Genomic DNA, 13,571 nt, shown 5'->3' with positions numbered 1-13,571 from the left:
TGGTGAACGCATGTGAATCTGCGCAACGATCGTTAAGTTGAGCGAGCGGAAATGGCTTATACGCTCGAACCAAATGTATGGTCAGCCCATCTTCTGCCACCCAGCATTGATGAACGGTAAATCGAGCTTGCGCTAATGTATTCGGGCTCAGTGTGAGCACGGATAGTGCTCGGCCCTTGATGAGAAGTCGCTCCTGCCTGTCCTTTAAAAACGCTTCAGCCTCCAAAGCTCTTTTGGTTCTCAGGTTTTCAGCCAGGATGTCTGCCGTTTATCGTCATCAGCTACTGACGTCGCAAAAGCCGGTGGTGAAGCGTACGGATCAAGCCAAAAGCTGTGAGTTGTAGGTGCCGCCCTTGGTTAATATCACCCAGACGATTCTGGCCATCTTGTTCGCTAGGGCACAGGCCACTTTGTTCAGAGGCTTGCGGGCGAGCAAGTTTTTGGCCCACCTACCAAGGGCGTCGGTGCGGTGATCGACTCGATACAAAACAGTGTGAGCGCCCTGTACCAGCAGGCTTCTTAGGTATTTGTCGCCCCGTTTGCTGATGCCGAGGAGGACCGTTTCGCCACCTGTTGAATACTGTCGCGGCACCAACCCCAACGATGCGGCGAAGTCGCGGGACGATTTGAACACCGAAGCGTCGCCAACATCGGCCACCAGAGCGCTAGCGATGAGGGGGCCGATGCCAGGGATGCTTTGCAGGCGTTGGCCGGCGTCACTTTGGGCGAGGTTTTGCTTGATCTCGACATCAAGTTTTTTGATCTCGCCAGTCAGCTGCCGAATATCTTCAAGCATGCGCTCAATGGCGTTTATCAAACGGATGGGAAGTTCACGGCTTTGCATCAGGCCCGAGACCCGATCAAGGGCGGCGTATCCGGCGGGAAAGATGACGCCGAACTCTAGGAGAAATCCATGCACTTGATTGATGACGGCGGTGCGTCGACTGACCAATGACTTGCGCAGTCGGTGCTCAGTGCACAGCATCTGCTGTTCTACGGTTTTGACTTGGACCAAACGGGTTCTAGGGCGCGAGGTTGCTTCACAAATGGCCTCGGCATCAATGAAGTCGTTTTTGTTGCCGGTGACATAGGCCTTCACATGTTGCGGTGCGATCAACTGCACTTGATGGCCTTGCTCCTTGATTTTCCGGGCAAGCCACTGAGAACCGCCGCAGGACTCCATGGCAATTTTGCAGGTCGAAAGCTGCGCCAGATAAGGGAGCAATTGGTTGCGGTTGAGCTTTTTACGCAGCACCTGATGGCCCCTGGCGTCCTGTCCATGCAGGTGGAAAGTGTTCTTGCCGATGTCGATACCCAGAAGCGTCACGGTATTCATGAGAGATCCTCCTTCGGTAAAGAGCGCGCCTCGGCAAGTTTAGACTCGCCGAGCTGACCATCTCATTAACGGTAATGGAGGTGGGAATAGCGTCTTTCGACTACGCGTTCGTGACCCACATGCCTCCCGGTCGATAGCAGGCACCTAACCCGACGTACTTCAGTAAGCGGAACGTGGAAATCCCGTATCGCTCCCGTGAGGGAAAGCCGTTTGCAAAAACTGCCCATGGCGGTGCGGGCGAAGGAACGAGGAAAAAGCGAACGCCAGCCTGTAACGGGCTGGATGGAGGTTGAAACATCACCTTACGCGAAAGCGGGCTGACGTCCTCATGGTCTCTCATCACAAGAGAGTGTGTAGAACCCTTTCAACGGAGGGAGAGCAAATGAACGCAACAATATTCGCGTGTGCACTTCCGGCACGTCGTGGGACAGCATCGATTGGATTGCCGTACAGCGTCGTGTCAGAGGGCTGCAAGCGCGTATTGTGAAGGGCGTACAAGACGGCAGGCATAACAAGGCGAAAGCCCCGCAATGACTGCTGACTCACTCGTTCAGTGGCAAGGCATTGGCCTTGAAACGGGTGTCTGAAAACAAAGGAAAAACACTCCTGGGGTCGACAAGGTTACTTGGAATACGCCCAGGGCCAAGATCGGTGCGATTACGTCGTTGAAGAGGCGAGGCTACTCACCGCTTCCGCTTCGGAGAGTCCTTATTCCGAAGAAAAACGATAAGACGAGACCTCTCGGGATACCCGCCATGAAATGCCGGGCCATGCAGGCGCTGCATTTGTTGGCTCTGGAACCCATCGAGGAGACCACCGCCGATCCGAACTCTTACGGGTTCAGACCGGAACGCTCAACAGCGGATGCCGCAGCGCAGTGCTTTGGTGTGCTGTCACGAAGAGCAAATGCGAAGTGGGTGTTAGAGGGCGACATTCAACGCTGTTTCGACAATATCAGTCATGACTGGTTGATCGCCAACATCCCTATGGACAAGGCGATTTTACGGAAATGGCTCAAGGCCGGTTATGTCTACCAAAGCAAGCTGTTCCCCAGCCACGCCGGAACACCGCAAGGAGACATCATCTCCCCGGTGTTGGCCAACATGACGTTGGACGGGCTGGAAACGATGCTGGCGAAGAGGTTCCCTACCGCCAAATGGACAGGTAAGAAGCTGCGATTGGTACGGTATGCGGACGATTTCATCATCAATGGGTATTCCAAAGAGTGGCTCGAAAATGAATTTCGCCCTGCCGTGGTTGAATTTCTGGCGGAGCGCGGTCTCGTGCTCTCTCAGGAAAAGACCAAAATCACGCATATAGGGAACGGGTTAGACTTTCTCGGATGGAACGTGCGCAAGTACAAAGGCAAGCTACTGATCAAGCCGTCAAAGGCGAACATCAACGCTCACCTTGCCAAGCTACGAGAGTTGATCAAGGCGAACAGAACGACACGGCAGACAAATTTGATAGGTTTGCTCAACCCGGTTCTACGGGGCTGGGCGAACTATCACAGTCATGTCGTCGCCAAGAAGGTCTTCAACCAGGTGGACAGCGCAGTGTGGGAAATGCTCTGGCGATGGGCGGTACGTCGCCACCCTCGCAAGACACGCCGATGGGTTAAGGATCGGTATTTCAAAGTACAAGGGGCGCGTCGATGGGTGTTCTCATGTGCTGAAAAATCCGCCGATGGTCGGAAGCGTCAGTACACGTTATTGGACGCCTCGAACACGCCAATTGTGCGACATTTCAAGATCAAGGCCGCTGCCAACCCTCACGACCCCGCATGGGATGAGTACTTCGAATCCCGATGGGGCAAAAGAATGCTTATCTCCCCAAAGGGTCGAGCCAAGCTGTATCGGGTGTGGCCACAGCAAGGTGGCCGCTGCTGCGCATGCGTTAAACCGGTCACCAAAGATACGCCGTGGCATAGTCGCCACATTCTAAAGCTGGCTCATGGCGGAACGGACGCGGCAGTCAATCTTGAAATCTATCACCTGCGCTGCCCCAGAGATCAGCAGTGCCAATGTTAAAGAGGTATTGCCGGGTGCTTGATAGTGCCTTTGTAGAGGCTCGAGTCGTGTGCTGGGAAACTCGCATGCACGGTTCTTAGGGGGTTGGACGTGGGTAACCGCGTCTGACTACCCGACAATCAGATCCGTCCGTGGGCGTTCGGGCGTTCAAACTGATTGTTTGTCGGGTCGCTTCGCAGCGGCAAACGAGCGGCGTCGATCATGAGCTTGATCCAGTCAGCGCGACTGAATGGACATGATCCGTATGCCTATCTCAAAGATGTGCTGACGCGGTTGCCGATGCAGCGAGCGAGTGAGATCGACCAACTGCTGCCGCATCAGTGGGTATCTGCCTGAGTCATGCAAGGTGACTTCGGCGGACGCTTACACCGAACCGGTCTTTCACTTATGGCCTTTGGCTTTGTGATTGAACGATCCGGCCTATTGTTACAGATGCTAAAACCAGATGCTTTGGGCAGCCCAGAAAGACATTTTTCCTTCTGGATCGGACTGGTTTTCCTAATGCTGGACTCATGGGCCGCATGCTGGTCATCTTGGAAGTACAAACGAGTGGTTAAAGCTCAGAAGCCAATTGAAATCCGAGAGGGCTACGCATCAATTCTGGCCCTATAGTAAATGTGCTCACCGCTGTCCTGGGAGCCTTCCTCATGGTTTATCTTGCCGTCATATGAGCAAAGCTCAGCCTCAAGGCGCTAAAGGAAAAGGCATTAGCGGGATACCTACTAATGAGGCATCTCCAGAATTGATTCGGCTCTCAGATTCATCAATTTTGGGGCGTGTCTCACTTGCTGACTCAACTCAACGCCATCGAAGTCTTGAAGATTTAGCGGAGCTACTTGGTCAGCCAGAATCAAGGCAAGCATTAGAATAGTAAAACCTACTAATACGGGGAATGAGCCACACCAGAAGACGATGCGTCGGTGGCGCTGGTATGCATTCATTTTGACAGCCCCTTTCTCAAACCACCGTATCTATCCGATTTAAGAAATACGATGGTCAATCCAAGCGATATTACCTAGCTACGACGGCCCCCACGAGGGTGCTGCTGCGGCGTAGAACTATAACACCACCAATCGCAGCCAGGATCGAACCGATCAATACCCCGACTTTGACTTCATCAATCAAATGAGCTGATCCGGCGAATGCATGGTTGCCAATGATCAGGTTCATGGTGAAACCAATGCCGCCCAACAACGCTGCGACATAGAGCTGCGTCCAGGTGCTCCCTTCCGCCAACTTGGCCAGCCCCAGACGAATGGCCAGAGCAGCCAGTAGGAAAATACCGACCTGCTTGCCCACCAACAGCTCCAGAGCTACGCCCAGTGGAACCGGATCGACCAGGTTCTCCATGGAAATACCGGTCAATGAAACGCCCGCGTTGGCGAAGCCAAAAATCGGAACCACTGAGAACGCTACCCACATGTGCAGCTTTTCTTCGAGAAACAGCAGCGGAGACCGCGCTTCTTCTGGCCTGCCCATGGGGATGCACAGCGCACGGGCGACACCTGCCAGCGTTGCATGCACGCCCGATGTCAGAACGAAGAACGACAACACGCCCCCGACCAGGAGATAGGGGAACAGCCGTCTTACGCCCAGTCGATTCAGTGCGATCAGAATGACCTGGGTCGCGAGCGAGGCCAGCAACATCGGCATGTAGTATCAGGTCATTACCAAACAGAGCTGGTTGGTCAGTTTGACCTGAAGTAAGCTTGAGCTGATCGCTAACACCACGTCGACGCAAGAGTTGGCTACTCTCTGTCGCAGAGATCATTGCTGCTCGCTTACACCGTGGGTGTTTAGACTATTAATAACCCTCAGCATCCGGCTGGAGGCGCTCCCCCAATTTTGGAGCAGTAAAGCAGACGTTGTACCGATTATGCTCATTGTGATCGGTGTCTTATACGTGCTTCGAGAGCACTTCAACCACGTTTGTCCGTATTTGCCCTGTCTGTTTCTGCTTATCTGTCCATTAAAGCATTTTTTGGTCATGGCGATCAGTCAGCAACCAACAAGGACGAAAAAGGGGAATAGCCATGCCAGCCACACCGAGCAACCACGACCACCGTCACGCCCATGCTACCTCGCCCAATGACGGTGATCTGCGTGACCCGGTGTGCGGCATGGCTGTTACACCCCCATTCAAGTATGGCGAACTCTATAACGGACAGACTTATCAATTTTGTAGCCTGAAATGCCAAGATAAGTTTAGAGCAGATCCTGAGCGCTACAGTGGTACTCATCCGAGAGCAGAACCGAACGTCACCGCTCCAGAGCCTGCGGTACAAGCGGCCACTGAGTTCACCTGTCCTATGCACCCGGAAATACGCCAGCCCGGTCCCGGTAATTGCCCTAAATGTGGCATGACATTAGAACCGGTCATGCCCGCACTCGATGAAGATGAAAACCCCGAGCTCCGGGAGTTCACCCGCCGTTTTTGGTGGTCGATGCCACTAACCGTGATAGTGACCGTGCTCGCTATGGCGGGACACTCGTTACAACTCTTCCATGGTTCGATCCAGAACTGGATCGAGCTAGCGCTGGCGACACCGGTGACCTTATGGGCAGGTTGGCCTTTTTTTGTAAGGGGCGTAGCATCTGTTAGAAATCGCAGTCCAAACATGTGGACTCTTATTGGTTTGGGTACCGCCGCAGCCTATCTTTACAGCGTCGTGGCAACGTTATTTCCCCAAAGTTTCCCCACCACCTTCATGCAAAATGGACGCATCGGCGTCTACTTCGAAGCTGCCGCGGTCATCATCTCGCTCACCTTGCTTGGGCAGATTCTTGAGCTCAAAGCCCGATCGCAAACCTCTGCCGCCATTAAGTCTCTCCTCGGCCTATCTCCCAAGACAGCACGCAGGATCAACGCCGATGGCCAGGAGGAAGACATTCCTCTCACCCATGTTCACTTGGGTGACCATTTGCGGGTCAGACCAGGTGAAAAGGTGCCAGTTGATGGCTCAGTACTGGAGGGTGAAAGTGCAGTGGATGAATCCATGCTCACTGGCGAGCCTGTGCCGGTAATGAAAAGAGCTGGAAATAGCTTGATCGGCGCCACGCTCAATACCCATGGCAGCTTGGTAATGGAGGCGCAGAAGGTCGGCGCCGAGACCATACTTTCACAGATCGTACAAATGGTCGCTCGGGCTCAACGCTCCAAAGCACCAATGCAACGAATGGCCGACTCGATTGCCGGCTACTTTGTGATGGGGGTTATCACGATTGCGATACTGACACTCATAGGCTGGGGGCTCTTCGGCCCGGAACCCAGCTGGGTCTTTGGTCTAATTAATGCTGTCGCCGTGCTGATCATCGCTTGCCCCTGTGCATTGGGTCTTGCGACGCCCATGTCAATCATGGTTTCGACGGGTAAAGCAGCCAGCATGGGGGTGCTATTCAGGGATGCCAGCGCCATCGAAAACCTTTGCAAGATCGACACATTGATTGTCGATAAGACAGGCACCCTTACAGAGGGGCGGCCGGTGTTTCACAGCGTGGAGGCCACACCTAATTTCACCCCCAGCGATGTTCTTCAACTAGCAGCCAGCCTTGATCAAGGCAGCGAACATCCCCTGGCTCATGCCATCGTCGATCACGCCCGAACCGAGAACATTGCGCTCACCAAGCCTGAATCCTTTGACTCTGGTTCAGGTATTGGGGTCAGTGGCCTGGTTGATGGCAAGAAGATTCAGCTAGGCAATACCGCGTTGATGGGAGCCGCCGGCGTGAGTACCAAGGCCTTACAAGACCGTGCAGAGTTGTTACGCCTTGAAGGCATCAGCATTATCTATCTCGCAGTTGACGGGGTATTGGCAGGGTTACTGGCGGTGTCAGACCCGATAAAACCGACCTCCAAAGAAGCAGTCACCAAGCTCAAGGCTGATGACATTAAAATCATCATGGCTACTGGAGATGGGCTCACCACCGCTCGAGCTGTCGCCAGGGTAATGGGTATTGAAGAGGTTCATGGTGAAGTAAAACCTCAGGACAAGGAACGCTTGGTCGCTGACCTCCAGCAATACGGCCGGAAGGTTGCCATGGTTGGCGACGGAATCAATGACGCACCGGCCCTGGCGCGAGCAGATGTGGGCATCGCCATGGGGACAGGGACTGACGTTGCGATGAATAGCGCGCAACTCACGCTGGTAAAAGGCGACCTGATGGGAATTCTACGAGCACGGGCACTTTCAGTTGCAACAGTAAAAAACATGCGGCAAAACTTGGGTTTCGCCTTTCTTTACAACTCGATGGGTATTCCCCTCGCCGCAGGTCTACTCTACCCACTGACGGGACATCTCCTGTCGCCAATGATCGCCGCCATAGCCATGAGCATCAGTTCTGCATCTGTAGTTTTCAATGCATTGAGACTGAGGAATACCCGAATCGATTGAGCTTCATCGATGCTCGCAGCCAAAAAAAGATAACTCTTAACCTTGCCGTTGTGTAAGCGTTAATTGTTTAAGCCAATCAAGCGCTGATCCGAAAGAGGATGGCGGGCAGACGTGACCGTGTCCGACTACTCGATAATCATATCCGGTCGCTGGCAATTGGACGTCACTATGTACAGTCTGCAATTGTACTGTGTTAATGGCGGCCCTGATGAGGCTGATCCCGTCGGTAGTTTCAACGGCCATGATCCATAAGCCTATCTGAAGGCATCCTCACGTTGCTGCCAACGCAGAAAATCAGTCGAGTAGACGAGTTGTTGCCACATAAGTGGCAGCCGACGTAGTCACGCAGAGTAGCTTCGCCGCTCGCGTACCATTATTTAAAGCAATCAGAACTAATGCATCTCGGCGTGAGTATGCGCCTGAAGTGAATCCGGCACACCAGATGACTCTAAGCCTCCGGCCTCTAGCCAGCTTATAGTCTGTGCATAAGCCCTCTGAAGCAGAAGCTCTGTTTGATTGAAGTCAAACACAGAAACACCTAGTGGGCACAGTGGAGCAACTACATGAATATTGGCACGTGAAGAGAAAAGTTCTATGTCACGTACCAACTGTCGCATGCTCATCAGGTTTATGCTGTGTAAAGCTAACGCAACCAGGCCAATTGGTGGTTTGATACACGCACAACCAAAGCCTGTTGGTACTACAATGACCCGAGTCGCACCCAGCCCTATAGCACTTGCGATTGGTGTGTTACTTGCCACTCCACCGTCTATCAATAACTTATCTGCGACCTGTACATAAGGAAATACCAGTGGAATCGCAGCACTGGCAAGTAACGCCAATTCGACATCACCACTGGATAAAAGGACTTCAGCGCCACTGAGCAAATCGGTGGTTACTATATGTAGTGGTAGCTGGGTATTTTCTATGAGTTTTACGGGTAGTGCCCGAGCTACCAATCGCTTCAATGCTGAAGGCTCAAGCAGATAGCCTCGATGAGTGATCAGCGCAGTTAGGGTGTCCAGCATTGAAAGTGGAAATATATCTGTTCTTCGCAAGCCGCGCCAGATATCGGCGAGCTCGGCTATACCTTCTTCAGTTGGTTTAGAAGCAAAATATGCGCCATTGATAGCGCCAACTGAGGCACCTACAACCATGTCGAACGATATTTTCGCTTCTACTAGCGCCCGGAGCATACCCACCTGAACAGCCCCTAAGCTGCCGCCCCCGGCGAGAACGAGTGCAGTTTTATTGTTTTTCATGCGGATACTCCATGTCATTTCAACTCGATTGATTTAACGACCAGTCGTATTCAAGAAAGTCTAGTTGAATGCCTTGCTCTATTCGCTCCCGAACCGAAGGTTCATCAGTCAACAATTGGTCATTGAGACTCAGAAATTTTTCTAGAGACCCCCACTTACCCGCAAAGTCTTGACCATACCAATCAAATATTTTGGAAAGCTCTAATCTGCCGGTCTTGGGATTGAATCTGTTTCGGGTCCGGTCGCTGAGAAACCGCCTCTGTCCGTCCGCAAGTTGTGTGTCCAGTTGGTTTGCATTAAATGCCTCATTACGAAGCGCAGGGCAACCTATGGAAGCGCAATTTACCGCGAAATGAATACGAGGATCGTTATACACACCAGGTCGTCGGATCAAAGAGTGTTCAAGATAGTCGAGACTTATGGTTTGCCCCAGAAGGGGAATAAACGCCTGACTCCATGGGCTCTGGAAGATACTACCAACATCCTTGATCGACTTGACTGGGTAGTGTTCGAGAACCAATTTAACGGTAAAAGCGTTGTACGCATTAATAAGGAAAGCTAACTGTTGATATTTACTCCAAACATCAAATTCTTGCCGCTTGACCGCTGACAGTTCATCTAAGAAATCAGTGAGGTCTTTTTCATTTCGCTTGAAGCCAGAGTAATCGACCTCGCTGGCAAGTCCGCCACGAACCCAGTGGACGTTATTCTGAAGCAATGTGTTCCATGTTATATTTCTGTGGTCGTATGTTGTTTGCGCATGTGTTAGACCGCTAACACAAAGCATAACCCAAATCATTAGATAGCGCATTATTTTACCTTTGGGGAAGTTGACGCTAACTATTTTTAGCATAGAATTTGGCTAGACGAACTGCAGGAATGCCTAATGCAAAACCGAGAGCGAGGACTCGGTTTTTTAGTGATCGGCGCCACCAACCGTCGCGGTGCCAGCGACGAGGATTGACTAATAGACCTTGACTGACTTTATCGACTCTACCCAAACATCGAAGTCCTTTGATGAGAGGGACCTCTTCGAACAATGGCCAGGAGGCATGTTGTCCCGCCGCCAAGTAAGCTGATCGTCGAACGAAAATACCTTGGTCACCATAGGGGACACCGAACGTATTTCGCAAGTTGATTAGATACTCAAGCAGACGTCCTTGCCACTCAGGCTTGCCTGCAAAGCGAAAAGCAAAATAGCCCCCCACTGCACCATTCTGTAGAGCGATTCTTATATTGCCGATAGGATCACCAGTGAGCTTGGCATCAGCATGCAAGAACCACAGCAAGTCAGATTCCGCCAAACTTGCACCGAAACGCAGTTGAAGCCCACGATTAGGTTGAGATGACACCCATGTTGCATTGTGGTTCCGGCAGATTTCTCGACAGAGCTCACTATTTCCAGAATCGACGACTATCACCTGCAACTCAGTGAGACTTGTGAAAGAGCACTCAGCCAGTTCGGTGAGCAGTCTTGGAAGCTCCAGTTCATCATGCCAGCAAGGGATCACAACACTGAGGCGATTGTGATTAGTCATAAAGTGCTTCTTTAAGGTCAGAAATCGCTTCAATCAATCGTAATCTTGCGGGGCGCAAATCAAACTTTAAACTTGATCGTAATATATCGAAGTCTATTGCCTCATCAATGTCGAAGCATTCACCGATACACACAACAGAGTGACCGTTATCTAGACAGGTGCTTCGTAGTGCACCTCCTAAACTCGCAGTACTCCACGGTAGATTTACTAGGCTTGGCCACGGTTTGGATGAGGCCATAAGCACAACACCTCCATCACGAGCGTTGATTAACACTGTATCGTGCTCACAGAGCGCATTGAGCACATTTTGATAGTCTGTCAGCGTGATTGCCGGCGAATCACTACCAATGAAAATTAAACGCTCATGGCTTTGAGTTCGAAGTGTCTGGTCAAGGGTATTTAATCGTTCACCAAGATTTCCTTGAGCTTGGGGTATGCATTGAGCAAAAGGTGCCCTCGATTTTGCCCAGCCGAGATGATCGGCATGATCAGGTGCAATTATGGCAATACCAGGCCATTGATACAGATCTTCAACACCACAGTCGAGCAAGCACTCAGCGACCACGTACGCACGCTCTATGCCTATCTGGGCCGCAAGCCGTTGCTTACCGAAACCTAGGGAGGGTCGCTTACAAACCAGCACCAGCGTTGGCGTCGGTGTAGGAGTCTGCTCAAAAAAGCTATGGGTCATACAGATCTCCGTCGTTTACGTTGAACAAAAAAGCCTCCATTCAACCCAGTATGGAGCGCGGCTATCTACATCAGATAGAAAAGGTTTGAAAATGTTACGGCCACAGTGAAGATTTCCGCTCTCTCCCTTCCCTCGCGCAGCCCTGTATGCTCTAAGGGCGGCTTACGGTCCTGCATCTTGAGAAAATGATAATGTCCGATTCAGAAGGACGAAAGCTGAAGACTGGCAGCAGATTCATCTCGCAATTTCGGCTATAATAACATTGTAAGTGATTAACAGGATGCCGCAATGCTGCACGCAAGGATATCAGCCTAAATATCAACCTGAAATCGTGCTAACACACCAGTAAAGAAATAACGCGCAGCACCTGTCGTAGCGGAATGAATATGTTGATGATCAATTAGCGAAAAACTATAACCATTAATTTACCCATCACGTGAATATTGTATTGAGACCACTAAAGAGTGGATGGTTCGGAAGTGCAATCTAGAAACATGATTAATTCAAACCCCAGTACAACTAAAGGTCGCAAGAGAGTTAGTCTCAGCAACTCTAAACAATAATGCACAACAAGCGAAATCTGTATACTTCTTGCGGGCCCACGTAGGTGGCCACCCACGCAGACGCACTATTGCGGCATCACCACGCAGGAGGGTTAGATCACACACACTTATTTTCAGCATCAATGTCATTGCTTGAAGCCTCCAAACTCAGGCATCAGGCTTGCGGACAGACTTCAGTATGGAGTCTGTATCGACATATTCGTCATCGATAGAGATTTTTTTAAGTGTGTTCGAGGTCAGCTCTAGCTGTTTTATATAATTGCGGCAGCGTACACACATACTTAAATGCATAAGTACCCCGAGACGCGTTTTAAAGGTTAGTCGATGATCAATAATATCTGAGCCAAGTTCTGACATTTCGCGACACGTCAACATGTCCCTTCCTCCTCAAAGTGCTCAAGCATTGTATGCATTCGTTGTCGTCCACGGTGTAACAACACACGAATATTACCCTCTGCAAGACCCAATGCATGAGCAATTTCATTAAACTCAAGTCCTGCCAACTCTCGCATCATGACTACCGATTGCTGATCACTTGGAAGCTTGTGCAAGTGCTTACGAATACATTCTTGCAACTCAGCTTCCGTAAGGATCTCCTCTGGCGTCTCATGGTGCCATTGCGATGGAGGCGTGCTCCAGGCCCCATCATCAGTGAAGCGTTGAGTTATAGGGGAGCCAGGATCTACTCCCCAACTGTCTAGAGAAACCTCACGACTGTACTTGCGACGCATCGCTCTAGCCTCATTGAGCGCAATTCTCGCTAGCCACGTACGAAACGCCGATCTTCCTTCAAATTTTTCAACAGCTGCAAAAGCTTTGATCCACGTCTCCTGAGCCACGTCATCAGCCAGATCACGACCGACCAAAGGGACCGTCATGGCAATCAAAAAACGATGATGAGCTTTGATTGCCGTCTCACACGCCGCTGGGTCTCCACGCTTTAAGCGTTGGATCATTTCCTGTTCGTCGTCCATCTCACTCTCCTAGTCATGGCGGTGCCAAGCATAGTGGCCAAATGAGCTACAGGACAGTGCCCTCATAAATTGAGTGTTCCGAGGCAGGGTTTGTTACAGGTCATTTCTAAGGTTATAGAAATAACTGCATTAGCTGTAACGACGAGCTCGGCGCGTCATCCTATTCATGACAGTCACATCCGAAGGAGGATGACGTCATGAAAACGTATACAGGCTCCCTGAGACTTCTAACCATCGGGTTGATCATCGCGACAGGTGCTATGGCCGTTCAAACCCTGAGCGAACATCAACGCCAAGTCGCCGCTCAACACAATCTTGCAGAGGGAGGTAGCGATCGATTGCTTGAGCAGCGCACAAAGGTCGCCGAGGGCGGTAGTGACCGTTTGCTTGAACGACGCACGAGGATCGCTGAAGGAGGCGCTGACCGGCTGCTTGAGCAACGTGAAAAAGTTACTGAAGGCGGTAGTGACCGACTGCTTGAGCGGCGTGAGAAAGTCGCTGAAGGAGGTAGTGACCGATTGCTTGAACGGCGTGAGAAAGTCGCTGAAGGTGGTAGTGACCGATTGCTTGAGCGGCGCGCGAGGGTCGCCGAGGGCGGCAGTGATCGTCTGTTAGAGCGACGCGAACAACTATTATTCGAACGGCCACCAACAGAACTGGCGAGCTCCGCAAACCAGCAGACTTTAGTGGGGTGAGTAGCCTCCAGCACTTAACCAATAGCCACTGCCGTGATAGACATGTTAGCACCTCACTCCATCTGTAATCTAACACGCAGTGGCCATACAA

13 protein-coding genes and 3 pseudogenes are annotated in these 13,571 nt (G+C 51.4%); 8 read left to right on the top strand and 8 right to left on the bottom strand.

Annotation, left to right across the window (positions count from 1 at the left end):
• Positions 1 to 319: 319 nt before the first annotated feature.
• A complete protein-coding gene (locus tag AC1Q6D_RS28720; RefSeq protein ID WP_103404564.1) occupies positions 320 to 1,336 on the bottom strand; it encodes an IS110 family RNA-guided transposase in 1,017 nt (338 codons plus the stop codon).
• A gap of 402 nt (positions 1,337 to 1,738) precedes the next feature.
• On the opposite strand from AC1Q6D_RS28720, the gene AC1Q6D_RS28715 reads away from it, so the two are divergent.
• From AC1Q6D_RS28715 to AC1Q6D_RS28700, 4 genes and pseudogenes are all read left to right on the top strand, one after another.
• Positions 1,739 to 1,870 (top strand): reverse transcriptase N-terminal domain-containing protein, encoded by a 132-nt coding sequence (locus AC1Q6D_RS28715; RefSeq protein ID WP_256590258.1) that lies wholly within the window; start codon positions 1,739 to 1,741, stop codon positions 1,868 to 1,870.
• Positions 1,871 to 1,983: 113 nt separating this feature from the next.
• Positions 1,984 to 3,366 (top strand): group II intron reverse transcriptase/maturase, encoded by a 1,383-nt coding sequence (gene ltrA, locus AC1Q6D_RS28710; RefSeq protein WP_305887963.1) that lies wholly within the window; start codon positions 1,984 to 1,986, stop codon positions 3,364 to 3,366.
• Between the two features lie 114 nt (positions 3,367 to 3,480).
• Positions 3,481 to 3,702: pseudogene (locus AC1Q6D_RS28705) on the top strand (transposase domain-containing protein); the annotation flags it as partial.
• 3 nt (positions 3,703 to 3,705) lie between these two features.
• Entirely contained in the window at positions 3,706 to 3,978 is a 273-nt protein-coding gene (locus tag AC1Q6D_RS28700) for a DUF202 domain-containing protein (protein WP_103404565.1), read from the top strand.
• A gap of 399 nt (positions 3,979 to 4,377) precedes the next feature.
• On the opposite strand, the pseudogene AC1Q6D_RS28695 reads toward AC1Q6D_RS28700, so the two are convergent.
• Positions 4,378 to 5,019: pseudogene (locus tag AC1Q6D_RS28695) on the bottom strand (Na+/H+ antiporter NhaA); the annotation flags it as partial.
• A gap of 223 nt (positions 5,020 to 5,242) precedes the next feature.
• Here AC1Q6D_RS28695 and AC1Q6D_RS28690 point away from each other — a divergent pair.
• The 3 genes and pseudogenes from AC1Q6D_RS28690 to AC1Q6D_RS28680 form a co-directional block, all read left to right on the top strand.
• Entirely contained in the window at positions 5,243 to 5,458 is a 216-nt protein-coding gene (locus AC1Q6D_RS28690) for a DUF2933 domain-containing protein (protein WP_256590260.1), read from the top strand.
• Positions 5,400 to 7,757 carry a heavy metal translocating P-type ATPase gene (locus AC1Q6D_RS28685; protein ID WP_103404567.1) on the top strand — a complete coding sequence of 786 codons (2,358 nt, stop codon included), beginning with the start codon at positions 5,400 to 5,402 and terminating at the stop codon, positions 7,755 to 7,757. Before AC1Q6D_RS28690 ends, AC1Q6D_RS28685 begins: the two co-directional genes overlap by 59 nt.
• Before the next feature lie 199 nt (positions 7,758 to 7,956).
• Positions 7,957 to 8,098: pseudogene (locus AC1Q6D_RS28680) on the top strand (transposase domain-containing protein); the annotation flags it as partial.
• Between the two features lie 51 nt (positions 8,099 to 8,149).
• On the opposite strand, the gene AC1Q6D_RS28675 reads toward AC1Q6D_RS28680, so the two are convergent.
• The 6 genes from AC1Q6D_RS28675 to AC1Q6D_RS28650 all read right to left on the bottom strand — a co-directional run bounded on the left by AC1Q6D_RS28675 (position 8,150) and on the right by AC1Q6D_RS28650 (position 12,785).
• Positions 8,150 to 9,019 (bottom strand): patatin-like phospholipase family protein, encoded by an 870-nt coding sequence (locus tag AC1Q6D_RS28675; RefSeq protein WP_103404568.1) that lies wholly within the window; start codon positions 9,017 to 9,019, stop codon positions 8,150 to 8,152.
• Positions 9,020 to 9,038: 19 nt separating this feature from the next.
• Positions 9,039 to 9,830: a DUF547 domain-containing protein gene (locus tag AC1Q6D_RS28670; RefSeq protein ID WP_103404569.1), complete on the bottom strand. Its 792-nt coding sequence runs from the start codon at positions 9,828 to 9,830 to the stop codon at positions 9,039 to 9,041.
• 25 nt (positions 9,831 to 9,855) lie between these two features.
• A complete protein-coding gene (locus AC1Q6D_RS28665) occupies positions 9,856 to 10,557 on the bottom strand; it encodes a glycosyltransferase (protein WP_103404570.1) in 702 nt (233 codons plus the stop codon).
• The gene (locus AC1Q6D_RS28660) at positions 10,550 to 11,248 is read right to left on the bottom strand and encodes a TIGR04282 family arsenosugar biosynthesis glycosyltransferase (protein WP_103404571.1); all 699 of its coding nucleotides are present in this window, start codon (positions 11,246 to 11,248) and stop codon (positions 10,550 to 10,552) included. Before AC1Q6D_RS28660 ends, AC1Q6D_RS28665 begins: the two co-directional genes overlap by 8 nt.
• A 710-nt stretch (positions 11,249 to 11,958) precedes the next feature.
• Positions 11,959 to 12,168: a hypothetical protein gene (locus AC1Q6D_RS28655; RefSeq protein WP_483312756.1), complete on the bottom strand. Its 210-nt coding sequence runs from the start codon at positions 12,166 to 12,168 to the stop codon at positions 11,959 to 11,961.
• A gap of 11 nt (positions 12,169 to 12,179) precedes the next feature.
• Entirely contained in the window at positions 12,180 to 12,785 is a 606-nt protein-coding gene (locus AC1Q6D_RS28650; protein WP_103404573.1) for an RNA polymerase sigma factor, read from the bottom strand.
• Between the two features lie 260 nt (positions 12,786 to 13,045).
• On the opposite strand from AC1Q6D_RS28650, the gene AC1Q6D_RS28645 reads away from it, so the two are divergent.
• The gene (locus tag AC1Q6D_RS28645; RefSeq protein ID WP_256590267.1) at positions 13,046 to 13,480 is read left to right on the top strand and encodes a phage infection protein; all 435 of its coding nucleotides are present in this window, start codon (positions 13,046 to 13,048) and stop codon (positions 13,478 to 13,480) included.
• Positions 13,481 to 13,571: the final 91 nt, after the last annotated feature.

This window comes from Pseudomonas sp. MT92, from assembly GCF_058792515.1.
Note: the sequence above shows the minus strand (reverse complement) of the source record. Positions and strands in the feature narration are given on the sequence as shown.